Consider the following 23,908-nt stretch of genomic DNA (forward strand, 5'->3'; position numbering starts at 1 on the left):
AGCGCGTTGAGGCGGCTTCGGCCTGGTGAACTAGCAATTTGACGACGTTCGTCAGCGGAAACGCACCGCGAACGGCACGGGGAATACATGTCGAATCCTAACAGACAACGCGCGGCGCGAAGCTTCCAGGGCGCATGGTCGTCATTCCCGCTCACGCGGCGCCGCAGCGCTTTTATCGCGGTCATGGTGGCGCTCGGCTTCGCCGCTGTTCAGTGCGGTGCGGTCTTCGCGGCGTCCGCCGCCGACGCGCCCGCGGTGGCTGTCGAAATGAAGGCGCCGCCTGGCCCAGGCCTGCGCTGCTCGGCGCCCGCCTCGCAAACACGCGCAACCTCGACAGGCGATGCCATCGAGGCCGACACGCCGAGCGACGGCACACGCCTCTTTGCTGCGTCCAAACCCTTCGCGCTCGTTTTCACCACACGGGCGCCGCAAAACGATGCGCTGAACTGGCAGATACGCGACACGTGGAATGTCGTGCGTGCAAGCGGAAGCTTCAACGTCACGGCGGGTGCCACTTTGTCGACGCTCAGTTGCGCATCTACGGTAGCGGGCTACTTTGCGGTATCCGCATCGCTCGAACATGCGAAGGGACAACTCGAATCGCGCGGTACGCGCCCCGCGGGCATCGCGACCTTCGGCGTATTGCCGGATACCGCATCCGCGTTGCCCGCCGCGCGCTTTCCGTACGAAGACCTGCATCGATTCGGCGGCCAGGGCACCGCTTACCTCGCGCCCGGCCAGCATTGCTGTGACGGCGACGGGTATCGCCCGGTCTACACCGCGCTCGGTCTCACATGGGTCAACGACAATCGGAACTGGTATATGGAGGAGCCGGACAAGTCCGGCACCTTCGATCCCGCGGCGAAGCAGCTCACGCCATACTTCCGGCCCGGCGACATCATGCGTCTGATTCAACTGGACGGCATTCCGCAATGGGCAAGTCCAACGGGCAAACAGACGCATAGCTACGCGCCTGTTTCGCTCGCGCAGATGAAGGAATACATGGCGCGGGTCGGCGCGGAATCGAACCGCGTTCGCACGACCTACTTTCCGAAGCAACGTGATAACTACTATCAGGTGACGTGGGAGCCGGATGCCGATGGCGGATTGCCGTGGCGCGATACCGACGCGAATTTCATCGCGATGTACAAGGCTGTGTGGGAAGGCATCCATCAGACGGATCCACATGCGGTGGTCATGGGGCTGACGTATTCATCCGTGCAAGGGAATGTGAAGTGGATGCGCCGTCTCGGTCCGCTCGGCATTGGCCGCTATATGGACGGCATGACCGTGCACGGCTATTACGACATCGGCACCACGCCATCGCATCCGCCGGAGCGCGTCGCCGATATCCGCAATCAAGGCACACTGCCCGGTGCGCTGGCCGCTTCGATGCGCGCGCTGCGCCACGAGCTCCATCAATACCTGAAGCCGGGGGCGCCGCTATTTGTCACCGAAACGGGCATCAGTTACGACATCGGCGAGTCGTACCGCAAGAACTATCCGGGCGCGGACGTGCTGTATGCGCAAGCAGCGATCGTCGCGCGCACGCATCTGATTCTGCTCGGCGAGGGCGCCGACATGACCTATGTGTTCTACCTCGCGGATATGCCGGACGCCGCGCCCGGCTACGGCATTTTCTTCGAACTCGAGCATCCGACCGGTGCTTACGGTCCTTCGCGCATCAGCCCAAAGCCCGCGGCACTCGCCGTGGCGGCGATGACGCGCATCATCGACGGAACCAATACGCTGGGACCGCTGAAGAATCTGCCTAAAGGCGTCTACGCGTACGCATTTCGCAGACTGGGCGGCGGCAAGATCGTCACCGCGCTGTGGACTCACGACAACGATAAATGGAGCGCGAAAAGCGGCTTTAATGCGGGCCAAAATGTCGATTACCGTTTGCGGGTCGATGCTCCCGGCACGACCGGCCAGGTCACGGCGCTCGATATGATGGGCAATGCAACCGCGGTTCCGTATCGCGACGGCGTGGCGAGTCTCAGGCTCTCGCCCGCACCTGTCTATATAGTGTCGAACAATGCCGACGTATTCAAAGACGCTGTCATCACACCGGAAGGCTATGTCGCCCGATAGCGGTTTGAACCGGCGGCGCTACCTGGCGACACTTCGGCGTGAAGTGACAGGCGCAATGGCTAGGCAGCGCACATAAAATCCGGGCGGGGGAAGTTAGCATGCATATCAACACGCTTGAGGCCGCCAAATGAACGGCCTTACATGGATCATGCTTGTGCTCGCCGCGATAATCGGCGCGTGCATGTTTGCGGCGATCGGCGCGGTGCTGTTTATCGTGATGCTGGCCTACGTATCGGACCAGCTGACTCGCGACGATGACAACCGTGGCGACTACTAGCGCTTTGCTAAAAAATTACCGCTGAAAAATGCGGCGCCCTCGCTTAGGAACTGACATGCTGACGCAGATCGACTTCCTCGACGTTGTTCGTCTGACGCCACTGGTCGCGATCGATCTGATCGTTAGCGATGCAGAAGGACGCGTTCTGATCGGCCATCGCCGCAACCGTCCCGCGCGCGGCACATGGTTTGTTCCCGGTGGCCGCATCCTGAAAGACGAGACGCTCGATGCCGCGTTCACGCGCATTGCCGACGCGGAGCTCGGCATTGCGAAACTGGCGCGCTCGGCCGCGCGCTTCGAAGGCGCATTCGAACATCACTACAGCGACAATTTCGCGGCGGAGCCGGGCGTATCGACTCACTACGTCGTGCTCGCTTACGCACTGTCGTCGGGCAGCACGCAGTCGATCGGTCGGCTGGACCAGCATAGCGACTATCTGTGGCTCACGCCCGCTGAATTGCTCGCTCACCCTGACGTCCACGAAAACACCAAGGCGTACTTCCGCTGACGCCCACTGTTATCCCGCCAACGTCGAACGTAAAGCCGTTGCAGTATGATCGAGCCCACCCTAACGGCTCGAGTCCACATGCGATCATTGGCGGCCAGGCTTGTTCGCGATTCATTCATTGCGCTGCTCGCACTGCTTTTTTTCGCCGTGTTTCCGGCGACAGCACGCGCGGCCAATTGCAGTGCGGGTACGCTCGTCACGGTCGTCGCGCACCTCGACGACGACCTGCTCTTCGTCGACCCTGCGATCAGCGAGCGCCTCGATGCGGGGTGGTGCATTACCACCGTGCATCTGATCGGCGGCGCGAATGGCGCTAACTTCGCCTATGTGCTGACACGCGAGCAGGCCTCGCGGCTCGCATACGCACGCATGGCGGGCGTGGCCGACGCATGGAGCGAGTCGAACGTCGAGATTGCCGGCAAGCTCGTGCATGAAATGGTGCTTAAGGCAAGGCCTCAAGTTCGTCTGCTTGAATTGCGGCTACCCGGCGGAGGCGTGCGCGGCGGTCGCGAGCCGCTCGGTCTGCTATGGGACCAGCACGCGACGCTTGCCACCTATCCGATGAACGCGGACGGCTCGGTGCGCGTGAAATACGATCGGGACACGCTGTCTGCGACGTTGAAGGCGATCCTCGTCCAGGCGTCGCAGATCTACACGCTTAATCCGGACACCGTACCATTTATCGAACATCCGGATCACATCTACGCTGCGCGCATTACGCGCCATGTCGCGCAGACGCTCGGCAAGAGCGTGCCGATCGTCTATCACGTGACGTATCCGACGGGCGGCTGGCCTGGCAATCTTCCCGCCGCGGAAGTCCAGCGTAAGCGAGACATTGTCGCGAGCTATTTTTCGATCGATGGAAGCGAGTCGTCGCATGTATTCGGCGAGTTTCAATGGGACGGCAACTGGATTGCGCGACGCTATGCCTTCGCGGACCGCACCGATAACCGCGTGCCGGATTTTCAGTCGCGACCCATACGGCTCTTCAACGTGGCGACGAATCGCTGCGTGAGCGCAGCCGCTGCGGGCCAGCCACCGACGCTTGCCGCCTGCAATGGTTCGTCCGCGCAACAATGGCGGTGGGAACCCGTAACGGTGTATCCAGGCAACCTGCGCAACGCCGCGCTTGTCAGCGTGGCAACGTCCCAATGCATCGCCGAGCGCGACGGTTATCTGCGCTCGGAAACGTGCGATCAATGGGATCTGGCGCAACGCTGGACGCCGTGGGATTTCGGCCTTGTTTATACGCCGATGCGCCATTGCCTTGGTGAGAACGACGGCAAGCTCACGATGCGCGGTTGCACCGCGCTCACTACACGCTACCGTTGGGCCACGACGCAACGCATCCAGGCGAACGATCTTCGGCTCGCCACTGCTATGTATGGCGACGTGACGGGCGCGGGCGAACAGTCCGCCGTCTATGTGCAGCGCCAACATGATGGACCTGGGTTCAATGTCTATGCCGCGTCGGTGGAAAAAGCCGCGCCGCCGGCGCTCTGGTATGCGGGCACTGTTCCCTTCGAGCCGCGCGCGACGACGCCGAGTTGCGTTGGCGACAACCTATGCTTCGACAGTGCGCGTTTCCTGCTCGGCGATTTCGACGGCGATGGCAAGGCCGACCTGATGATCGTCACCGCACGCGAGAACGGCACCGCGTTCTGGCTGCTGCGCAGTTCGGGCGATCGCTTCGACGCGCCGCGCCTCTGGTTGCAAACGGGCGCTGCATTCAGGCCCGAACTGACGCAGCAATATGTGGCCGCGGATTTCACCGGGACACACAGAGCCAGTGTACTCATTGCACAAAAGCGCTCGGATAGCGGACTCGATCTGTGGCTCGCGTCGGCCGCCGGCACCGCAAGTGCAAATGGAAACGCAGGCACCGCGCCTACGCTCGTCGCGCAAGCCAAAGACCTCGCGCAAAACGCCGCTTTGCTGCCGTTCGGCAATGCGGGCACGCGCTCATCGCTTGTTGCGGTAGAGACGGTGCAAGAACGTCTCTCACTGACGGTCATTGCCAACGACAACACGCGCATGACTATCGGCGAGCGCAGAATGTTGCCGACCAACTTCGTGCCCGGCTTCGTCAAGATGACGACCGCTTCAATGCATGGCGACGATCGCGACACGCTGATGCTGCTCACGCCGCGTCTCGATGGAACTAGCGGCGACGCGCTCATCGACATCGCCACGCTGAATATCGCCGAGCCAGCGGCCATCCCGGTTCACGCGTCTTCGTTGCGCGGCATGTCGTGGTCGGACGTATTTCCCGCTTACGTACGCGACAAGCATGGCGCGGCACTCATGCTGTATCGCCGAGTCGACGCGACACTCGGCGACTTCTACTTCACCGGCGGCGCACCCGCGCTGTCGCGCTACCCGCTGGAAAACGGCTTAGCCGTCGGCGCGCCGCAAGATCTCGGCGAACTGCCAGGGTTTTTCTCGGAGACCGTGAGAATCGACCGGCTCGCGCAATAGCGCGGACCGGTCGGTACGGTAGAACTCAGGCCGATATCTGCATCGGCTGAGCGAACTTGCGCGCAATCGACATGTAGCGGTCCGCGGTGTCGTGCAGCGTATAGCCCGCGAGTTGCCGGTGCGCGCGCGGCGTTTTGAGCGCGTTGACGAGCGCGTGGCCGTACGCTTCGGCGTCGGCCGTATCGACGAGGCTCACGCCGGCGAAATTGTTCGCGAAACCGAATGAAGGAATCCGGTTCGCCACAACAGGAATACCTGATGCGAGCGCTTCGAGAAAGCCGATGCTTTGCGCTTCGAAGCGCGAGGGCATTGCAAACACACGTGACGAGCGCAGGACCGCCGCAACGTCCGAGCGCGGCCCGCATACGCTGATCTTGCTCTCGAGTCCAAGCTGCTTGACGAGCGACACCACCGCGCGGTGATAGTCGAGATCCTCGACGACGCCGCAAAACATCAGACGCGCTTCAGGTTCGGCTTTCAGCACGCGCTCGAACGCCCGAACGGTGTGCAGTTGACTCTTGGCTTCGATATATCGCCCGACCTGAACGATCTGCTTCGGCGGCACAGCGCTATCCGGCGCGGGTGCGTGACTGTCTTCGGCGAATAGCGACGCATCCACTCCATTAGGAATCACAACCATAGAAGGATGCTTGCCGATCTCGCGCATATAGTCGTCGATATTCTGCTGCGAGACGCCGATGATCGCTCTCGCCCGGCGCGACAGCAAACGTTCTGCGCGCTTGAGTGCACCGTTCTCGAAGTCGTTGACGCCCGAGTGCATCACCCATGCGATAGGCGTATGCACCGGCAACAGACGCACATACAGCGCGGCGAGCGTCGCATGCGCAATGATGAAGTCCGGACGGAACTGGCGCACCACACGGTACAGGTGCAGCAGCTTGCCGACCCTGCCGTGACGGACTTCCGGAAAGCGGCATATGACGCCCGCCGCGTTGAGTTCGGCACGAATATCGACGAAATCCTCTTGCTGCGGCAGCAGCGAAGTCATACAGACTTCGTGTCCGGCGCGCTGATGGTACATCGCAAGACCTTTTACGAGTACTTCTGCCCCGGATAATCGTGGTGCGTGAACCAGTTGGAGAATCCTCACGATCTATCTCTCTAATGACCGCCCGTATTGCACAGCGGATGGATAAGCCGGCCTTGTGAGCAACGGCCCACTTGACCCCCTCATCTCGTAGTTAGTATCCGGCGCGCTTCCTTCGCGATGCGCCGTCGTCTCCGAAACCCGCGACAGCCCAGGTACCCGTTCTTGCCGCGAGAAAACAGTACACCCAAGATCCAGCAAATTCGCGCCAAGTCCAAGAGTTCTTCGGCTTTGGAATGAGCGCTATCACCCATTCCGATGGCGGTTTACGTTTGCCTATCAGTTAGCAATCCGCCCTACTTCACGATTTCGCGAAGTTCATGGCGAAGATTGACGAACGCTGCCGCACATAGCGCATACGTCAGATGAAGGTAATTCCTACATGTCGCGCGGCCATACGAACAATCCGTTTACTTCTTTCACGCCTTCTAATCGGATCGTTACGGTCGACCGTTCCAACTTTCGCGTCCGCACGAGATGCGCCAGGGACGAGCGGCACCGTCAAGTGGTCGACATGATGGGCAATGCCAGCGACGCAAGCTACAGCAACGGTACGTTGATGCTGAACCTGACGGAATCGCCGGTGTATGTGGTATCGGCCAACGCGCCCGTTGCGACGGCGAATGCGACCGCTCCGGCGGGCTACGTTGCGATGTAACGGCTTCGGAAAAGCAGAAGACCAAGAAAAAAACGTCAGCCGGTTCACGGAGCGGCTGACGTTATCTTCGTGTGGGGCGTCGTCCCACAGGCAACGACACTACTTCGAAATATCCTCCAACGCGACATCGCGCGTTCTCGGTCCCAGTGTGCCGATAGCCAGCATCACGATCGCCATTGCACCGGAGATGAACACGAACACACCGTTCACGCCGAAACGGCTCAGGCATCCCGCGATCACGAATGCGGAGAACATCGCCGACAGTCGGCTCCACGAATACACGAAGCCGACTGCGCGTGCGCGGATACTCGTCGGAAAGAGTTCTGCCTGATACGCATGATAGCTATACGAAATGATATTGCCGGCCAGCACGAGACATACACCAAGGCTCACCAGCAGCACGGTCTCGCGCGCCTGGCTGAAGAGCAACCCGCACACCACATTGACTGCAGCCATGCAGACAATCACCGTCTTGCGCTCGAAGCGGTCCGCGATCAGCAAGCCGAGCAACGGTCCAAGCGGCGCCGCCACCGCGATGATGCTTGCATACATCAGGCTAGTCGTCACCGTAATGCCCTGCTTGATCAGCAACGTGGGAATCCAGTTCGCGAAACCGTAATAGCCCATCGTCTGGAATACGTGAAAGATGATCAGCATCAGCGTGCGCTTGCGATACGGCGGCACCAGCAAATCGCGAAACGCTGCACGGGCACGGACCGGTTCGGGCAATGCGGGTTCCGGCAGCGGCCGCCCATACTCACGTTCGACTCGCGCTTCGAGCCGCGTCATGATCGCATCCGCTTCGTCGATGCGACCTTTTTGCGCGAGCCAGCGCGGGCTCTCCGGCAAACCGAGGCGGATCCACCACACCACGACCGCACCCACCACGCCGGTCAGCACCACGAGACGCCAGCCGTCGAGACCGAAATACCGATGCGGCACCAGCAGATACGATAGAAACGCGACAATCGGCACGGCGCAGAAGCCAACCGCCTGCGAACATGCCGACGCACGGCCGCGCACATGCTTCGGCACGAGTTCGGAGATATACGTGCCGATCGTCACGATCTCGACACCGATACCGATGCCCGCGATGAAGCGCCATAGATTGAGCCCGAGCGCCGTGTCCTGAAACGCCATGATGATGTTCGCCGCCGTGTACCACAGCAGCGACCACGTGAAGATCGCGCGTCGCCCGAAGCGGTCGGCGAGAAAACCGCACGCCGCCGTACCGATGAACAGTCCCGCGAACAATGCGGCAATGAAACTCGCGACGCCGCTGGTGCCGAACAGGCCGTGCGTCGTCGACGCGAGAATGCCGCTGCGCACGAGTCCCGGCGCGATATAGCCGGAGAACATCAAGTCATACAGTTCAAAGAAGAGCCCGAGGCTCAGCAGCATGACCAGCTTCCAGATGGAGCGCGTGGCCGGCAAGCGGTCGAGCCGCGCCGAAATGCGCGCACCGCCCAATGCAATTTCTTCAGCGCGCCTGCCTGCCGACGCACCAGCGCCCGGAGGCAAGTCGAGTGCGCCGGCATCGCCGACCGCTGTCGCATACACCGCTTGATTCGACGATTTCATCGTCTGTCTCCTTGAATGCCGGTCTGCGCCGGGTAAGCTAGATTGAGTACATGCCATGCATCGAAGCGCCGCGATTTTCTACGTCGCGACGCTTCGTCATGCTGACGATCCGGTGAATAGGATTGACGCGTCACGCAAAATAACGCGATGTCACGCGGCCTCGCGCGGCGCCTGTGTGGACCCGCTGTCCAGCGACGCAATCTGCGCGTCGTCATAACCGAGCTCGCGCAACACCTGGGCGGTATGCTCGCCGATCTTCGCAATGGGCTGACGCGGCTGCAAACGGGCGCCGTCGATCGAAATGGGCAGCAGGGGCATGGCGGTTTGGCTGCCGTCGTCGAGCGTGAGGCGCGCAAGCCCACCGCTTTGGTTCAGATGCGGATCGTCGAATAGCTCTTCGGGTTTCACGATCGACGCAAACGGAATGTGGTCGCGTTCGAACAGCGGCACGAGCGCCGCGCCTTCGAAACCGCTCAAGGTTTCGCCGAGCGTCTTCAACAGCCATTCGCGCGCGAGCACGCGGTCGTTGTTGGTCGCGAGGCGCGGGTCGGCGAGCAGATCGGAGCGGCCGAGAATCCCGCACAACGCGCGCCATTGACCATCGCCCGTTGCGGCGATGAACATCTGTTCGTCGTTGGCCAGCGTGAACACGTCATAGACGGCCCATGCGCTGATGCGCTCGGGCATCGGTGCGGGGGCCACGCCGGTCGCGGCGTACTGCTGCATGTGCTGCGCGGACAGCAGCACGCAGTTCTCGAATAGCGCGCTCTGCACTTCCTTGCCGCACCCGCTTGCGTGCCGTTCGTGCAACGCGGCGAGCACGCCGATCGCACCGAACATGCCGCCCATGATGTCGTTGACCGAACTGCCCGCGCGCAGCGGGCGGCCCACCGGTCCCGTCATATAGGCGAGACCAGCCATCATCTGCACGACTTCATCGAGTGCGAGGCGATGTTCGTAGGGGCCGCTCAGAAAGCCTTTATGCGAGACGTAGATGAGCTTCGGATTTCGCTCGCGCAGCGACGCGTAATCGAGACCAAGGCTCGCCATGCGGCCCGGCTTGAAGTTTTCGACAAACACGTCGGCGGTATCGACGAGCTTGTGCAGAGCGGCCAACCCCGCTTCGCTATCGAGGTCGAGCGCCACGCTCTTCTTGTTGCGATTGAAGGTGCGAAAAAAGCCTGCGCCCGTGCCGAGCAAACGACGCGTGCCGTCGCCGCGCGGCGGCTCGACCTTGATGACCTCTGCGCCGAGGTCGCCGAGAATCATCCCGCAGGTCGGCCCCATCACCATATGCGACAACTCGATCACGCGAATGCCCGCGAGCGGCAACGCACCCTGCTGCGGTACTGAACCAGCGGGATCCGAGGTAGAGGAATAAGCGTTCATTGCAGTACCTGCAAGGCGGAAGATTGAGAAGATTCGATTTGTTGAGAGGCAGCGGCGAACTGCTTCGGCAAACCGGCGCGCGCCAGATAGCCGTATAGCGGTTCGCCCGGCAAGGCCTCGGCGAGCACGGCGCGCGACTCGATCAGACGGGTTACGTCGATGCCTGTCTCGTAGCCCATGCTGTCGAGCATGAACACGAGGTCTTCGGTGTTGACGTTGCCGGTCGCGCCAGGTGCATGCGGGCAACCGCCGAGTCCTGCGAGCGACGCGTCGAATTCGCGGATGCCGTGTTGCAGGCCGACCAGCGTATTCGCGAGAGCGAGGCCGCGCGTGTCGTGCAGATGCAGCGAGCGCAGCTTGTCGCCCGCCACCTCGCGCACCAGCTCGATGATCTCGCCGACCTGACGTGGCGTCGCTTCGCCAGTCGTGTCGCCGAGCGCGATCACATCGGCGCCCGCATGCACAGCGTCACGCGCGATCGCAGCGATGTCCGCATAAGGCACCGCGCCCTGCAACGTGCAGCCGAATACGGTCGACAAACCGGCGATCAATTCGACGCGCCGCGTGCGGACGCCCGAGGCGCTGTCGATCGCCTCGCGCATCGCCGCAAACGCGTCGATCATTTCAGCCGGCGTCTTGCGCACGTTCGCGAGACTGTGCGCGGTGCTCACCGAGATCGGCGCGACGATCCGATGCACGCCCGCTTCGAGCGCACGTTGCGCGCCCTTCAGGTTCGGCACGAGCGCGGTCACGATCAGGTCGCCGTAGCCGAGCGCGTGAGCGATGACTTCGTCGGCGTCGGCCATTTGCGGCAGCAGCTTGGCCGGCACGAACGACGCCACTTCCATATGCCGGACGCCGGCCGCATACGCGGCATCGATCCAGCGGCGTTTGAATTCGGTGGGCATCGTTCGCGCGATGCTTTGCAGACCGTCGCGCATGCCGACTTCGGTCACGACGACGCGCTCCCTGGTTTCATTCATGGTTTCGAATTCCGGTTTTGAATCGTGGGGAAATGCGAGCAATCAAGCAATGAACCACAGCGTGCCTGCGGGAGAGCGCACCGCAAAGTCTGCGTTGGCGACGCAGTCCATCGCCGTTGACGATGGCGGGCAAATCAAGCGGGACGGGCACGCGCCGTCGTAAAGGGGAAACCCTTAAGGGCTTTTCAGAAGAGAGAAGTGACGACGGGCGCACGCATGCGGCTCGCCTGTCGCCTCAAACCGTGCGCAGCAAATGCTCCAACAGATGCGACGCAGCAAGCGTCAGCGCGTTGCGATCGCGCACGCAGATCACGAAACGCCGCTCGGCCCACGCTTCGCGCAACGGCACCGCGACGATGTCGTATTCGTCGGCGGCATGACGGGGCAGCGCCTCGCCTGGCAGAATTGCCACGGCGAGGCCCGCCTGAATGAAGCGATAGGCCGCGTCGAAGGTCGATACGTAAGTGCGATAGTTCAGCTCGCGCCCCTTCTCGGCCGCAATACGCTGCATCAGCGCATTGACCGACGCATTCGACGAGAGCCCGAGGTGGTCGAACGCGAGCGTCTGCTCGAAGCTGATACCGTCCTCGCCGGCAAGCGGATGGTCGCGCGGCACGATCAGCGCGAGATGATCGGCGCGATACGGCAACGCGTCGAGGCTGCCCATGGGCACCACATCGCGACAGATGCCGAGATCGGCGACACCTTCTTCGAGGCCGCGCACGATCTCCGCGCTCACGCGTTCTTCCACATCCACGCGAATCTGCGGATTCGCCTTCAGAAACTCGGACAACGCCTCGGGGAGAAACTCGACCATCGACGACACGTTCGCCAGCACCCGTACATGGCCGCGCGCGCCGGCCGCATATTGGCTGAGTTCGGCCTGCATGCGTTCATGGCCGCGCATGATGAGCCGTGCATGCCGCAACAGCGCCTCCCCTGCGGCAGTGGCGCGCACGCCACGCTGGCTGCGCGACAACAGCGCGACATCGACCAGCGCTTCGAGATCGGCGAGCCGCTTGCTCACTGCCGACGGCGCGATGAACTCGCGTTCAGCGGCGCGCGCGATCGTGCCTTCCTCGCAAACGGCAATGAACAAGCGCAACGTCACCTGATCGATCTGCCACATGCGGGACGGCTCCCAGAGTTTGAGTGAGGAAAATTATGCCCGAGGAAAGCGGCGGCCGAGTTCATCCCAGGGTATCCACGGTCGATTGGCCTACGGCATTGCGAGCTTGCTCGCTGCATGCGCTCTGGCTATGCTGGCCGATGTTGCTGCGAGCGCTTCGCAATACCGCATTTCAATGCACCGGCTCGTGCGGCTTAAAATTGCGGGCCATCAGAACAACAGCCATCGGGAATCGCCATGTCCATGACCAGCCTCTTTTTCACATCTGCCGGCGTCGGCCTTGCGATTGCCGCGCCGGTCGGCCCAATGGGCATGCTGTGCATTCGCCGCACGCTGACGGGCGGTCCGCGCGCGGGCCTCGCTATCGGCCTGGGCATTGCGAGCGGCGATGCGTTCTATGGTTTGATCGCGGCGCTCGGCCTCGTCGGCATTTCCCAGTTCATGCTTGCGTATGACCGGCCGTTGCATCTGCTCGCCGGGTTGTTTCTGCTTTATCTAGGGGTACGTACGCTGCTGCAAAAGCCCCCCGCCGATACGGCCAACGGCGAGCAGAACGGCAATGGCGGTGGCAACGGCAAGCTCGCGCAAGTGGGCCGCGCGGGCGCGCTGCGCGCCTATGCGAGCTCCTTGCTGCTTACGCTGACCAATCCGCAAACGGTCATCATGTTCGCGGCGCTGTTCACGACGCTTGCGCCGCGCGGCGCGTTCTCGTCGGCGATTGCGTTGACGACGGTGGGCGGCGTGTTTTGCGGCTCGATCGCATGGTGGTGCTTCCTCGTGACAGTGGTGTCGCTCGCGCGGCATGCGATCGGCAGCAAGCTGCGGCTTGCGATCGACCGGCTCGTCGGCATCATGCTGGCGGCGTTCGGCATCGTCGAGATTCGCCGCGCGCTTTGAGCGCGTAGCCGCGCGCGAACGGCCGCGGCGTTCACCTTTCCCTGCATTCCGTACGTTCGCGCGTCAGTTTTGCGACAATAGCGGCTTTCGCTGCGCCGGGCGCTGCCTTTGACCACTTTTTGCCGATCCGCATCGGCGGTCGAGGCACGCGCGCGCCGCCCGCGTCCTAACTGTCAATCCACCGACCGCCAGCGGTCTTCTCAATGGCTCTTCCCCATATCAATCTGCTGTACTCCGTCTCCGGTCTCTTTGTCGGCTTTCTGGTCGGACTGACGGGTGTCGGCGGCGGCTCTCTGATGACGCCGATTCTGGTCCTGCTATTCAATGTGCATCCGGCGACGGCGGTCGGCACCGACCTTCTGTACGCGGCCGCCACCAAGGCGACGGGCACGCTGGTCCACGGCCTGAAAGGCTCCGTCGACTGGCAGATCACGCTGCGGCTCGCCGCCGGCAGCGTGCCGGCCGCGACCGTCACGCTGCTGCTGTTGCACCGCTACGGCATGGACACGCCGGGCGCGAGCCGGCTGATCCAGATCGTGCTAGGCGCCGCGCTGCTGATAACCGCGGTGGCGCTCGTCTTCCGCCCGCAACTCGCGGCGTTCGCCGCGCACCGTCAGCGCACGCCGAGCCAGGGACGCACGCTCGCGCTCACCATGCTGACCGGCGCGGTGCTCGGCGTACTGGTGTCGCTGACTTCAGTGGGCGCGGGGGCCATCGGCGTGACCGTGTTGCTGCTGCTTTATCCGCTGCTGCCGACCATGCGCATCGTCGGCTCAGACATCGCGCATGCGGTGCCCCTCACGCTGCTGGCGGGCGCGGGCCATTGGCTGCTCGGCTCGGTCGACTGGTCGATGCTGCTGTCGCTGCTGGTGGGCTCCCTGCCGGGCATCGCGGTCGGCAGCATGCTGTCCGCGCGCGCGCCGGACGCGCTGTTGCGCAATCTGCTTGCTGCGACACTTACGCTAGTCGGCGTGCGCCTCGTGCTCGCCTGATGCCGCGGAGCGCGTCGGTCGCGGTCATCTGAAAAAGCGGCAGGTCAGATCGGCCTCGAACTCTTTGACCCACCGGCCGTGGTGGTCGTAATACGATTGCGCCCAGCCGCCGCGCCGCACCGTGATGACGCGCTCGTGCGCGGCATCGGCCGGGTCGGCGCAAATGCTCAGGTCGAAATGCGCGGGCGCGAAGCCGTGCCGCGCGCACACGAGTTCGAAGGCGGCCCGGTCGTTGATGGGCAGGTCGGTATAGCGCAGGAGCGTGGTTTGCATGGCGTTGACTCCGGTTCCTCATGCACACAGTACGCTCCGCGCGGCGCCAGTAATGTGTCATCGGACACATTGGCGAAGGCACCAGGGGTGCCGTGCGGCATCTGATAAACCATCATCACCGCTTCAATGAGCGCGGCAGGAAATAAAAAAGCTCCGGCGTTTTCCGCCGGAGCTTTTTGCTCGAATGCATCGAGTTGGCGCATTGCGTCGGGACATGCCCATGCGGCACCTCACGACGCCGCATGAGCTCAAGCCACACAGTGTGAGGCGCGCTGATTGCTACGCCTCTCGTGCACGCTTTCAGCGCGCCGCCATAGCGCGCATCTTGTGCCGCTTATCGATGCACTCCTCGATGCGCCCCTCGATGCGCCGATAGCCGCGCCTACTGCTGCATTACGTTCAGCTTGTTCGACACCGACGTCACGCCGGGGACGCCTTTCGCTGCCTCGCCGGCTGCGTCGATCTGGCCTTGATCGGGCACCGAACCCGTCAGCGTCACAGCGCCGCCGCGGGCACGCACGGAGATGTTCGACACGTCGACGCCCTGCGTCTTGGAGATCGCGCTGCGCACCTTGCGCCCGAGCTGGCTATTGGCCTTCTTGCTCGCCTTGGCGCTGGCGGCGGGCGCGGCTGTCGTGCCCGTCGTCGTTGCATCGCTTGCCTGCGCGTAGACATTGCATGCCACCACCATTGCCACCACCGAGCCCAGCGTCTTCAGAAAACCGACCGATTTCATGGTTCTTCTCTCCTTAGCTTCATATTGGACCGCTTGTATAAGCGGCTTCGTTACGACTACCGGCGGCCATGCTCCCGGCGCGACAAAGCGCGCGGCGAAGCAATGGCCGGCTAGGGCTGCGACACGAGATGCGAGAGGCGAAGAGAAGCCGGCTGCCATGTGCCGCATGCGATGACGCGCATGCAATGTGGTACGGAAACCGGCAAGCCGCGAAGTCCGCCGACGCGCCCGGTTCTTGTCTGTCGTGCCGGGTCGCGCCGCCAGAAACGTGTGTTCGCGGCAGCGATGCACAATTTAATCTAGCCGCGCGAGAAGCGCAAAGGGTTTACTCGTGCGGGATGCGAGCGCGCGGGTTGGCCGACGCGTTCTGCGTGCATTGATATGCTCTTCATGCGCGCTTCGGATGCCGGTCGTCCGCTCGCAGCTCGCCACTCGTTCCTCGTTCGCCCGTCACCCGCTCGTCACGTTTTGTTACGGGTTTCTCGGCGCGGGCCACGGCCGCGCATTCCGCCGCCGCGGCAATCTCAGGTACCATCGGCGCCACACGCAGCGCCGCCATCCAGTTCACTTTCGACCGTAGCCGTCCCGTCATCCGATGAAGCCAGCCACCGGCCGCAAACGCCCTCCCCGCCTAGTCGCCCGTTTTGTCGCGATCTCGTGGCGCGACCTGGCGGTCTCGTTCGGGCCGATCCTGCTGATGGCCGTCGCCGCGATCTGGGTCGCCGTGCGTCTGATTCAGCCCGCGCCGCCCAGCACACTCACCATCAGCGCCGGTCCCGAGGGCAGCACCTTCTGGAGCGCGGCGCAGAAGTACAAGGAGATTCTGGCGCGCAATCGAATCACGTTGAACGTGATGCCATCGGAAGGCTCCCTGCAAAACCTCAAGCGGCTGTCGGACGCGAACTCGAACGTCGATGTCGGCTTCGTGCAGGACGGCGTCGCGCCCGGCGCGGCAAGCGAAGGGCTGATGTCGCTCGGCAGCGTGTCCTACGTGCCGCTCGCGATCTTCTATCACGGGCCGACGGTCACGCGGCTCTCCGAATTCAAGGGTCAGCGGCTCGCGGTCGGCGCCGAAGGCAGCGGCACGCGCCAACTGGCGCTCGCGCTGCTCAGGGCCAACGGCATCGAGCCGGGCGGTGCGACGAAACTGCTGCCGCTTTCCGGCGACGACGCCGCGCAAGCGCTCATCTCCGGCAAGGTGGACGCGGCGTTTCTCGCCGGCGACTCCGCGCAGCCCGCCGTCATGGGCAAGCTTTACCGCACGCCGAACGTGCAGCTCTATGATTTCTCGCAGGCCGACGCATACACCCGCCGCTTTCCCTACCTGACGCAGCTCGAATTGCCGATGGGTGCGTTCGATCTCGGCAAGAACCTGCCGTCCGCGCCGATCCACATGGTCGCGCCAACCGCCGAACTGGTAGCGCGCGACTCGCTGCATCCCGCGTTGTCGGACCTGCTGATCGAAGCCGCGCGCGAAGTGCACGGCAAGGCGAACATCATGCAGCGCGCCGGCGAATTCCCCGCGCCGCTTGCGCACGACTTCCCGATCAGCGACGACGCCGCGCGCTACTACAAGTCGGGCAAGAGCTTCCTGTACCGCCTGTTGCCGTTCTGGCTCGCGAGCCTTGCGGACCGGTTGCTGGTGGTCGTCGTGCCGCTCGTCGTGCTGCTGATTCCAGCCTTGCGCCTCGTGCCGTCGCTCTATGCATGGCGCGTAAAGTCGCGCATCTACCGCTGGTATGGCGCGCTGATCGCGATCGAGCGCAGCGCGCTCAGCGATCACTCGGCGGCAGAGCGCGCTGTGTTGCTTCAACGGCTCGACGCGATCGAGGATTCGGTGAATGGTCTGAAGATGCCGCTCGCCTATGCCGATCAGTTCTACGTGCTGCGCGAGCACATCGGCTTCGTGCGGGCCCGGCTCACGCAAAGCCGCAATGCACAACGCGAGATGTCCGACGAAGACGTGGATGAAGACGTGAATAAAGACGCGGACGTCGACGCAGCTCAAGGCCCCGAAGCCGCCGACGTCGACGCCACGCCGTCCGCGCCGAACGAAGCGGCGGAGATCGGCGAAACGCGCGCCGACGAGCGTCGCAAACCAGATTGACGATGCAAGCCGCGGCGGCTCCGCGTAAGATCATTACAATTCCGTCGATATAGCAGACGCCTCAGTCGATCGGTCGGACAGGCAATTCGGGAGACATATATGACCGTTGGCATCAACGACGCGCAGCCGTTGTGGTTTTACGATTTCGTCTCGCCGTTTACCTATCTGCTGCTCGAGCAACACGACAAATGGCCGGGCTTCGACTTCGTCTTTACGCCGGTCGTGCTGAACGACCTGTACCGTCACTGGCGGCAACTGCCGGCCTATAACGTGCCTGCCAAGCGCACTTTCATGTACCGGCACGCGCTCTTTCGCGCGGAACAACTCGGCATACCGTACAAGATGCCGCCGGCTCATCCTTTCGATTCGATGAAGCCGCTACTGCTCGCCACCGCCGCTCAGGCAGATGTGGTCTGCGTGCGTGAGATCTTCCGCTTCATCTGGCGCGAAGGCCGCGATCCATCGGGTGACGATGCATTCGCCGAACTGTGCAAACGCGTGGGTATGCCTGACGGCCCGGAGCTCATCAAGAGCGAGGAAGTGAAGGCCCAATTGCAGCGCAATACCGCCGATGCAATCGCCCTCGGCGTCTACGGCGTGCCGACCTTCCGTCTGAACGACCAGTTGTTCTGGGGCGAAGACGCATTGCCGATGGTGCTGTACTGCGCACGCACGCCGAACTGGCTGGAATCGAGCGAAGTGAAGCGGATCAGTGCGCTGCCGTCGGGTCTGGGGATAGCTGACGGTTAATCGCGGCGTCGACAAAGCGCTGCTGATGCCGGCCATACCGCGCCCGCTATGGCCGCCGAAGTGCAAACGGGCCTAAGGTTGTAACCTTTGCGTCGTGCATAGTCCGCGTGCAGATCGCCTCTCGCGCGGGGCTGTCTTTCAGGCGGCTCCATACGACGCTCGCTCGACTTCGCCTGGCCTCTTTACCATGGACGACACCGCCGCCTCCCTCGATATCTGGCTCGTGCGCGTGCTGCGCACGCTGCTGGTCGAGCGCAGCGTCACGCAAGCCGCGCTGCGTCTGAATCAGACGCAGCCCGCGATCAGCACCGCACTGCGCAAACTGCGCGAGACGCTGAACGACCCGATCCTCGTACGCGGCAAAGCGGGCATGGTGCCAACCGAATATGGCGAATCGCTGCTGGCCCCCGCGCAACGCGTGCTGCGTGAGGTCGATTTCGTGGCCACACCGCACGGTGACTTCGATCCCGGCCGTTCGCGCCGCACCTTTCGCGTGGCCGCGCCGGATTATCTGAACGACTTCTTCATGCCGACCGTGATCGCGCAGTTTCGCGAGGCGGCGCCGCATGCGCGGCTCGAGATCGATTCGCTCAGCCCGATGCTCGATCATTCCGCCGCGCTCGACGCCGGCGAGCTCGACCTCGTGATCGGCAACTGGCCGAAGCCCGATCCGCGGTTTGAGCGCAGCGATCTGTTCTCGGATACGGTCGTGTGTCTGATGCGCGCCGATCATCCGTTGACGCGCGCGCCGCTCACTCGCGAGGCGTATCTCGCCGCACCGCATCTCGCGCCGACTCCCTATAGCGGCGCGCGTGGCGGCGCTATCGATATCGGCTTCGCGCGCGCACAGGCGGAACGGCGCATTGTCGCGACGCTGCCCTACTTTGGGCTCGTGCCGCAGACGCTGCTTCAATCGGATCTGATCTTCACGACGACGCGCCGTTTCGCGACACACTACGCGAGCATCCTGCCGCTCGCAGTCGTCGAGGCGCCGATTCCATTTCCGCGGATCAAGTGCTACCAGATGTGGCATCCGCAGCCGGATCGCCCGAGCGATCTTGGCTGGCTGCGTGCGTTGATGTCCCAGGTGTCGGACGGATTGGTCGCGCAGAAGGTGCGGCGCGCGAAGGGGGCGCTCAAAGCGGCGGGATGAGGGATGCAGATAGTTGCCGCCGCGACGCTCAAGGCGTCCAAAGCGCCCATAGCGCTGAGGAGGCGGTTAAGGCCTCTTAGACGTTTGTCGCTATGCGTTGAGAGGCCGCATGTGTTTCGGTCTGCATCGCGGCGCATGCCGCAGCTTGCCGCCCGCGAACCTGCAGCAACTCGGCACATACCGCAACCGCGATCATCGCCGGCGCTTTGTCGACAATGCCTGCCACGCCGATCGGACATGTCATCTGCTGCAACCGTTCAAGTTCGACGCCACGCTCGAGCAAACGACGCTCGAACTTCACGCGCTTCGTCTTCGAACCGATCATGCCGAAGTAAGTGAAATCGCGGCGCCGCATGATGCGTTCAGCGAGCGAAAAATCGAGTGCGTGGTTATGCGTCATCACGAGAAAATAAGCGCCGGGGGGCACCGCATCGACGATTGCGTCGGGCGTATCCGTGGCTTCGATCTGCACGTTCGCGGGCGTTTCGTCGGGGAAGAGTTCGTCGCGCTCGTCGACCCACTGAACTACGCATGGCAAATTGCCGAGCAGTTCGACGAGCGCATGGCCGACGTGCCCCGCGCCGAACAGCACGATATGCATCGGCGCGGGACGCGGCGTGTCGAGGCTACCGCGTCGGCCGATCTGGATGGAACAACAGTCGTTCATCGCGATCATCTCCGTGATTAGCGCGCGGCGGAAGTTGCGGCTCGCACCGCACCGATCGCGCGGAGGATTTCCTCGCTCGTGGCAGGCGCGTTCAGCGGCGGATGGACTTGATGATCGCCTACTGCCGACACCGCATCGCGAATCGCAAAGAACACGGAGAACGGCAACAGCAACGGCGGCTCGCCGGTTGCTTTGGAACGATGGATACTGTCCTCCACATTGCGGTTCTTAAACAGACGCACATTGAAAACCGGCGGCGTATCGTTGACGGTCGGAATCTTGTAGGTAGACGGTGCGTGTGTCATCAACTTACCGCCTTCGTTCCACCACAACTCCTCGGTCGTGAGCCAACCCATGCCCTGAATGAACGCGCCTTCCACCTGGCCGATGTCGAGCGCGGGGTTCAAGGACGCGCCCACGTCATGCAGCGCGTCCGCGCGCAGCACGCGCATTTCGCCGGTCAGCGTATCGATCACCACTTCCGACACGGCCGCGCCATACGAGTAGTAGTAGAACGGCCGTCCTTGCAGCGTCGCCTGATCCCAATAGAGCTTCGGCGTCGCGTAAAAACCGTCCGACCACAACTGGATTCGTGCGAGATACGCCTTCGCGATCACTTCCTCGAACGGCACAATGGCCTCGCCGACGATCACGCGATCATGCGCGAACCGCACCTCGGAAACACGCACCTGTCCCGCGCCGAAGCGCTCGGCGGCGAACGCAGCAAGACGTTCGCGCAACTGACGCGCGGCGTCCTGCGCGGCTTTGCCGTTCAGATCCGAACCCGTCGACGCCGCTGTTGCCGATGTATTCGCGACCTTGCTCGTATCGGTGGCGGTCACCCGAACGCGATTGAAACCCACGCCCAGTTCATGCGCGACGACCTGCGCGACCTTGGTGTTCAAGCCCTGGCCCATTTCAGTGCCGCCGTGATTCACGAGCACTGAGCCATCGGTATAGATATGCACGAGCGCACCGGCCTGATTGAAATGCGTGACGTTGAAGGCAATGCCGAACTTGACTGGTGTTAGCGCAAGCCCTTTCTTGAGAACTTCGTTGTTCTTATTGAATTCGTTGATCGCTGCGCGGCGCGCGCGATACTCGCTGGTCGCTTCGAGTTCGTCGATCAGTTCGTGAATCACGTTGTCTTCCACGACTTGACCGTACGGCGTCTGGTTACGCCCGGTCTTGCCGTACAGATTGCGGCGGCGCACGTCGAGCGAATCTTCACCGATCGAACGCGCCACGTTGTCCATGATGTATTCGATCGCAAACGCGCCTTGCGGACCGCCGAAGCCCCGAAACGCGGTGTTCGACTGCGTGTTGGTCTTGCCGCAGAAGCCGTCGATCGTGACATCGGAAAGCCAGTATGCGTTATCGAAATGGCACAGCGCGCGCGTCATCACCGGGCCCGACAGGTCGGCCGAGAAACCGCAGCGCGAGGTCATGCCGACGGCGACGCCTTCGATGACGCCCTTGGTGTCGTAGCCCACTTCGTACGTGTAGTGAAAATCGTGGCGCTTGCCCGTGATCAGCATGTCGTCGTCGCGATCCGGGCGCAGTTTGACCGGGCACAGCAGCTTCCATGCGGCGAGCGCCGCGCAGCACGCGAACAGGCCCGACTGCGATTCCTTGCCGCCGAAACCACCGCCCATCCGGCGGCATTCGATCAGCACGTTATGCGACGCAATGCCCAACGCGTGAGCGACGAGGTGCTGCATTTCGGTCGGATGCTGCGTCGAACAGTAGACGTGCATGCCGTCGTCGTCCTTCGGCACCGCATAGGAAATCTGGCCTTCGAGATAGAACTGCTCCTGGCCGCCGAGCAGCATCTCGCCGGCGTCGCGATGCACGGCGCGCGCGATCTTCGTGCCGGCCTCGCCGCGCGCGAGTTTCATCGGCGGCAACACGTGCTGATTGGCGGCGCGCGCCTGTTGCGCGGTCAGGATCGCGGGCAGTTCCTCATAGACGATCTCGGCGCGGCGTGCTGCCAGCCGCGCGATTTCATGCGACGTTGCCACTACGATGAAGACCGGCTGACCGACGTATTGCACGATGCCCTCGGCGAGAATCGGATCGTCGCCATGGACGATGGGCGCGACATCGTTGGCGCCTGGAATATCGTCCGCCGTGAAAATCGCGACCACACCGGGTGTGGCGCGGACTTTGTCGAGCGACATCGACAGGATCTTCGCATGCGCTTTCGTCGACAAACCCAGCGCGGCGTGCAGCGTGCCCGCGACTGTCGGAATGTCGTCGGTGTAAGTGGCGCGCCCGCTCACGTGCAGATGCGCGGATTCATGCGGACGCGAGACGTGGACTTGCGTGAAGTCGTCGAACTCCTGAACGTCTTTCAGGAATGGTTCGGCATGCTGATTCATTGTTGTGTTCTCCGTGTGCTTCGTTTGTCTCGCGCGTTCATGCGTTGGCGTTGGCGTTGAAGTCGGCGGGCGCGCAGGCCGCGGCAACCGCGCGCACGTCGAGCGAGCTTTTCGGCAGCGGATCATTCGGACGCGTTTCGAGCCAGAAGCGGTACAACGTGTTCTTCGCGGCTTCCAGGCGATAGTTGCTGGTCGCGCGCATATCGGAAAGCGGCGCGTAGTCGTTGCCGAGCGCGAGCATCGCCGCGTGCGCGGTGGCTTCGTGCCATTCGGCGTCGCGCAGCACGGCTTCGGCGTGCGACGCGCGCTTCGGTGTCGCGGCCATTCCGCCGAACGTGATGCGCGGTTCGCGGATCACCTTGCCGTCCGCGATAAACGAGAAGGCGGCGCAGACGGCGGAGATGTCCGAGTCGAAACGCTTCGACAGCTTGTACGTGCGGAATTGCAGCTTCTCGCGCGCGCCCGTGCGAGTCGGCACCTTCACGCCGACCACGAACTCGTGCTCCGCCATATCCTTCTTCTGATAGGCGAGGTACAGGTCTTCGAGCGGCATTTCGCGTTGGATGTCGCCGCCCCGCACAACCACGCGCGCGCCGAGCGCGATGAGCCCGGGCATCGAATCGCCGATCGGCGACCCGTTGGCGACGTTGCCGCCGAGCGTGCCCGCTTTGCGAATCGGCAGCGACGCAAAGCGTTGCCACATTTCGGTCAGCTCGGGGTACTGCTTCGCGATCTCCGCATAGGCGTTTTCGACGGTCACGCCGGCGCCGATCTCGATCCACTCGTCGTTGCTCTCGAGCTTCTGCAATTCGGCGATCTGCCCGACATAGACAACGTTGCCGAGTTCGCGCATCTGCTTGGTGACCCACAGGCCGATGTCCGTGCTGCCCGCGAGAATGCGCGCGGCCGGCTCGGCTTGCTTGATCTGTGCGAGCGCCTGGACGGTGCGCGGCGCGTCGAAGTGCTGACCGGCGTGCTCATAATGAAACGTGTCGTCGCGTTGGAGTGTGGCCAGCGTGCTGGCCACTGCCGCGATGTTCACCGGCGCTTTCGGCGCGGGCGCTTCGAACATGCGCACGGCTGCATCGACGATCGGACGGTAGCCCGTGCAGCGGCACAGGTTGCCCGTCAGCGCGTTACTGATCGCTTCGCGCGAGGGCACCGTTCGGTCGGCGCAGCCTTGTTCGTGGCCGTGCTTTTCGTAGAGCGACCACATCGACATGACGAAACCCGGCGTGCAGAAACCGCACTGCGAGCCGTGGCATTCGACCATCGCCTCCTGCACCGGATGCAGCGAACCGTCGGGCTGGCGCAGATCTTCGACGGTGAAAAGTGCGCGGCCGTCGAGCGTCGGCATGAACTGGATGCAGGCGTTGACCGCCTTGAAGTCGACGCCGCCAGCGTCATTGCGCTCGCCGATCACGACCGTGCAGGCGCCGCAATCGCCTTCGGCGCAGCCTTCCTTGGTGCCCGTGCAATGCGCGTCCTCGCGCAGATACTGCAGGACCGTGCGGGTGACGGGCGCGTCCTTGATCTCGCGGATCGCGTTGCGGTGGTAGAAGCGAATCGGCTCAGTCATGTCTCGTTGCTCTCGAATGTTCTCGAAGGTCCTGTGTGCGGCGGCACGTGGGGCGGGGATGGTTCGAAAACTATCATCGTCAATAAATAGAACCCATAGCCCGGACCGCATGCGGGACATATTGGTGACTCGATATCGAGACAGGTTTGAGAGGTTGGTGGCTTATGT

General features: G+C 63.0%; 19 protein-coding genes and 1 pseudogene. 10 read left to right on the plus strand and 10 right to left on the minus strand.

Annotated elements, in window-relative coordinates; all coding sequences use genetic code 11:
- Positions 1 to 183: 183 nt before the first annotated feature.
- From C0Z16_RS01535 to C0Z16_RS01545, 4 genes are all read left to right on the plus strand, one after another.
- Positions 184 to 2,094, plus strand: coding sequence for a hypothetical protein (locus C0Z16_RS01535; protein ID WP_407070648.1), 1,911 nt, complete (start codon positions 184 to 186; stop codon positions 2,092 to 2,094).
- Positions 2,095 to 2,221: 127 nt separating this feature from the next.
- Positions 2,222 to 2,371, plus strand: a complete 150-nt coding sequence (locus tag C0Z16_RS38020) for a hypothetical protein (RefSeq protein ID WP_167403474.1) — start codon at positions 2,222 to 2,224, stop codon at positions 2,369 to 2,371.
- A gap of 55 nt (positions 2,372 to 2,426) precedes the next feature.
- Positions 2,427 to 2,879, plus strand: a complete 453-nt coding sequence (locus tag C0Z16_RS01540; RefSeq protein ID WP_102630468.1) for a GDP-mannose mannosyl hydrolase — start codon at positions 2,427 to 2,429, stop codon at positions 2,877 to 2,879.
- Positions 2,880 to 2,957: 78 nt separating this feature from the next.
- Complete coding sequence (locus tag C0Z16_RS01545) at positions 2,958 to 5,357, plus strand: RICIN domain-containing protein (RefSeq protein ID WP_102630469.1); 2,400 nt, start codon at positions 2,958 to 2,960, stop codon at positions 5,355 to 5,357.
- Positions 5,358 to 5,382: 25 nt separating this feature from the next.
- Here C0Z16_RS01545 and C0Z16_RS01550 read toward each other — a convergent pair whose 3' ends face one another.
- Entirely contained in the window at positions 5,383 to 6,468 is a 1,086-nt protein-coding gene (locus C0Z16_RS01550; protein ID WP_102630470.1) for a glycosyltransferase family 4 protein, read from the minus strand.
- A 473-nt stretch (positions 6,469 to 6,941) separates the two neighbouring features.
- Between C0Z16_RS01550 and C0Z16_RS01555 the strand changes: the two are divergent.
- Positions 6,942 to 7,123 (plus strand): annotated as a pseudogene (locus C0Z16_RS01555) (hypothetical protein); the annotation flags it as partial.
- A 99-nt stretch (positions 7,124 to 7,222) separates the two neighbouring features.
- Here C0Z16_RS01555 and C0Z16_RS01560 read toward each other — a convergent pair.
- The 4 genes from C0Z16_RS01560 to C0Z16_RS01575 all read right to left on the minus strand — a co-directional run bounded on the left by C0Z16_RS01560 (position 7,223) and on the right by C0Z16_RS01575 (position 12,205).
- Positions 7,223 to 8,704 carry an MFS transporter gene (locus C0Z16_RS01560; protein WP_102630471.1) on the minus strand — a complete coding sequence of 494 codons (1,482 nt, stop codon included), beginning with the start codon at positions 8,702 to 8,704 and terminating at the stop codon, positions 7,223 to 7,225.
- Between the two features lie 150 nt (positions 8,705 to 8,854).
- Positions 8,855 to 10,093, minus strand: a complete 1,239-nt coding sequence (locus C0Z16_RS01565) for a CaiB/BaiF CoA transferase family protein (protein WP_102630472.1) — start codon at positions 10,091 to 10,093, stop codon at positions 8,855 to 8,857.
- On the minus strand, positions 10,090 to 11,076 hold the full coding sequence (locus C0Z16_RS01570; protein ID WP_102630473.1) for a hydroxymethylglutaryl-CoA lyase: 987 nt from the start codon (positions 11,074 to 11,076) through the stop codon (positions 10,090 to 10,092). The genes C0Z16_RS01565 and C0Z16_RS01570 overlap by 4 nt, the downstream gene beginning before the upstream one ends.
- A 235-nt stretch (positions 11,077 to 11,311) precedes the next feature.
- Positions 11,312 to 12,205, minus strand: coding sequence for a LysR substrate-binding domain-containing protein (locus C0Z16_RS01575; RefSeq protein WP_102630474.1), 894 nt, complete (start codon positions 12,203 to 12,205; stop codon positions 11,312 to 11,314).
- A 237-nt stretch (positions 12,206 to 12,442) separates the two neighbouring features.
- Between C0Z16_RS01575 and C0Z16_RS01580 the strand changes: the two genes are divergently transcribed.
- Complete coding sequence (locus C0Z16_RS01580) at positions 12,443 to 13,102, plus strand: LysE family translocator (RefSeq protein ID WP_102630475.1); 660 nt, start codon at positions 12,443 to 12,445, stop codon at positions 13,100 to 13,102.
- Positions 13,103 to 13,305: 203 nt separating this feature from the next.
- Positions 13,306 to 14,094, plus strand: coding sequence for a sulfite exporter TauE/SafE family protein (locus tag C0Z16_RS01585; RefSeq protein WP_102630476.1), 789 nt, complete (start codon positions 13,306 to 13,308; stop codon positions 14,092 to 14,094).
- A gap of 24 nt (positions 14,095 to 14,118) precedes the next feature.
- Here C0Z16_RS01585 and C0Z16_RS01590 read toward each other — a convergent pair whose 3' ends face one another.
- Both C0Z16_RS01590 and C0Z16_RS01595 read right to left on the minus strand, forming a co-directional pair.
- Entirely contained in the window at positions 14,119 to 14,367 is a 249-nt protein-coding gene (locus C0Z16_RS01590) for a hypothetical protein (protein WP_102630477.1), read from the minus strand.
- A gap of 382 nt (positions 14,368 to 14,749) precedes the next feature.
- Entirely contained in the window at positions 14,750 to 15,103 is a 354-nt protein-coding gene (locus tag C0Z16_RS01595; RefSeq protein WP_102630478.1) for a BON domain-containing protein, read from the minus strand.
- Positions 15,104 to 15,698: 595 nt separating this feature from the next.
- On the opposite strand from C0Z16_RS01595, the gene C0Z16_RS01600 reads away from it, so the two are divergent.
- The 3 genes from C0Z16_RS01600 to C0Z16_RS01610 all read left to right on the plus strand — a co-directional run bounded on the left by C0Z16_RS01600 (position 15,699) and on the right by C0Z16_RS01610 (position 19,113).
- On the plus strand, positions 15,699 to 17,210 hold the full coding sequence (locus tag C0Z16_RS01600; protein ID WP_102630479.1) for a TAXI family TRAP transporter solute-binding subunit: 1,512 nt from the start codon (positions 15,699 to 15,701) through the stop codon (positions 17,208 to 17,210).
- A gap of 99 nt (positions 17,211 to 17,309) precedes the next feature.
- Positions 17,310 to 17,960, plus strand: a complete 651-nt coding sequence (locus C0Z16_RS01605; protein WP_102630480.1) for a 2-hydroxychromene-2-carboxylate isomerase — start codon at positions 17,310 to 17,312, stop codon at positions 17,958 to 17,960.
- 187 nt (positions 17,961 to 18,147) lie between these two features.
- Complete coding sequence (locus tag C0Z16_RS01610) at positions 18,148 to 19,113, plus strand: LysR substrate-binding domain-containing protein (protein WP_102630481.1); 966 nt, start codon at positions 18,148 to 18,150, stop codon at positions 19,111 to 19,113.
- A gap of 76 nt (positions 19,114 to 19,189) precedes the next feature.
- Here C0Z16_RS01610 and xdhC read toward each other — a convergent pair whose 3' ends face one another.
- The 3 genes from xdhC to xdhA are packed head-to-tail and all read right to left on the minus strand — an operon-like array spanning position 19,190 to position 23,740.
- Complete coding sequence (gene xdhC, locus C0Z16_RS01615) at positions 19,190 to 19,780, minus strand: xanthine dehydrogenase accessory protein XdhC (protein ID WP_102630631.1); 591 nt, start codon at positions 19,778 to 19,780, stop codon at positions 19,190 to 19,192.
- 17 nt (positions 19,781 to 19,797) lie between these two features.
- Positions 19,798 to 22,161, minus strand: a complete 2,364-nt coding sequence (gene xdhB / locus C0Z16_RS01620) for a xanthine dehydrogenase molybdopterin binding subunit (RefSeq protein ID WP_102630482.1) — start codon at positions 22,159 to 22,161, stop codon at positions 19,798 to 19,800.
- A 37-nt stretch (positions 22,162 to 22,198) separates the two neighbouring features.
- Entirely contained in the window at positions 22,199 to 23,740 is a 1,542-nt protein-coding gene (gene xdhA, locus C0Z16_RS01625) for a xanthine dehydrogenase small subunit (RefSeq protein ID WP_102630483.1), read from the minus strand.
- Positions 23,741 to 23,908 lie beyond the last annotated feature (168 nt).

Origin of the sequence: Paraburkholderia rhynchosiae (genome assembly GCF_002879865.1) — a bacterium.
Classification (GTDB): domain Bacteria; phylum Pseudomonadota; class Gammaproteobacteria; order Burkholderiales; family Burkholderiaceae; genus Paraburkholderia; species Paraburkholderia rhynchosiae.

Coding starts and splice junctions, on each gene's coding strand:
- C0Z16_RS01570 (WP_102630473.1), bottom strand. CDS start 11,076: ATGAATGAAACCAGGGAGCGCGTCGTCGTGACCGAAGTCGGCATGCGC.
- C0Z16_RS01600 (WP_102630479.1), top strand. CDS start 15,699: ATGAAGCCAGCCACCGGCCGCAAACGCCCTCCCCGCCTAGTCGCCCGT.
- C0Z16_RS01595 (WP_102630478.1), bottom strand. CDS start 15,103: ATGAAATCGGTCGGTTTTCTGAAGACGCTGGGCTCGGTGGTGGCAATG.
- C0Z16_RS01540 (WP_102630468.1), top strand. CDS start 2,427: ATGCTGACGCAGATCGACTTCCTCGACGTTGTTCGTCTGACGCCACTG.
- C0Z16_RS38020 (WP_167403474.1), top strand. CDS start 2,222: ATGAACGGCCTTACATGGATCATGCTTGTGCTCGCCGCGATAATCGGC.
- C0Z16_RS01575 (WP_102630474.1), bottom strand. CDS start 12,205: ATGTGGCAGATCGATCAGGTGACGTTGCGCTTGTTCATTGCCGTTTGC.
- xdhA (WP_102630483.1), bottom strand. CDS start 23,740: ATGACTGAGCCGATTCGCTTCTACCACCGCAACGCGATCCGCGAGATC.
- C0Z16_RS01585 (WP_102630476.1), top strand. CDS start 13,306: ATGGCTCTTCCCCATATCAATCTGCTGTACTCCGTCTCCGGTCTCTTT.
- C0Z16_RS01580 (WP_102630475.1), top strand. CDS start 12,443: ATGTCCATGACCAGCCTCTTTTTCACATCTGCCGGCGTCGGCCTTGCG.
- C0Z16_RS01605 (WP_102630480.1), top strand. CDS start 17,310: ATGACCGTTGGCATCAACGACGCGCAGCCGTTGTGGTTTTACGATTTC.
- xdhC (WP_102630631.1), bottom strand. CDS start 19,780: ATGAACGACTGTTGTTCCATCCAGATCGGCCGACGCGGTAGCCTCGAC.
- C0Z16_RS01560 (WP_102630471.1), bottom strand. CDS start 8,704: ATGAAATCGTCGAATCAAGCGGTGTATGCGACAGCGGTCGGCGATGCC.
- xdhB (WP_102630482.1), bottom strand. CDS start 22,161: ATGAATCAGCATGCCGAACCATTCCTGAAAGACGTTCAGGAGTTCGAC.
- C0Z16_RS01535 (WP_407070648.1), top strand. CDS start 184: ATGGTGGCGCTCGGCTTCGCCGCTGTTCAGTGCGGTGCGGTCTTCGCG.
- C0Z16_RS01590 (WP_102630477.1), bottom strand. CDS start 14,367: ATGCAAACCACGCTCCTGCGCTATACCGACCTGCCCATCAACGACCGG.
- C0Z16_RS01565 (WP_102630472.1), bottom strand. CDS start 10,093: ATGAACGCTTATTCCTCTACCTCGGATCCCGCTGGTTCAGTACCGCAG.
- C0Z16_RS01610 (WP_102630481.1), top strand. CDS start 18,148: ATGGACGACACCGCCGCCTCCCTCGATATCTGGCTCGTGCGCGTGCTG.
- C0Z16_RS01545 (WP_102630469.1), top strand. CDS start 2,958: ATGCGATCATTGGCGGCCAGGCTTGTTCGCGATTCATTCATTGCGCTG.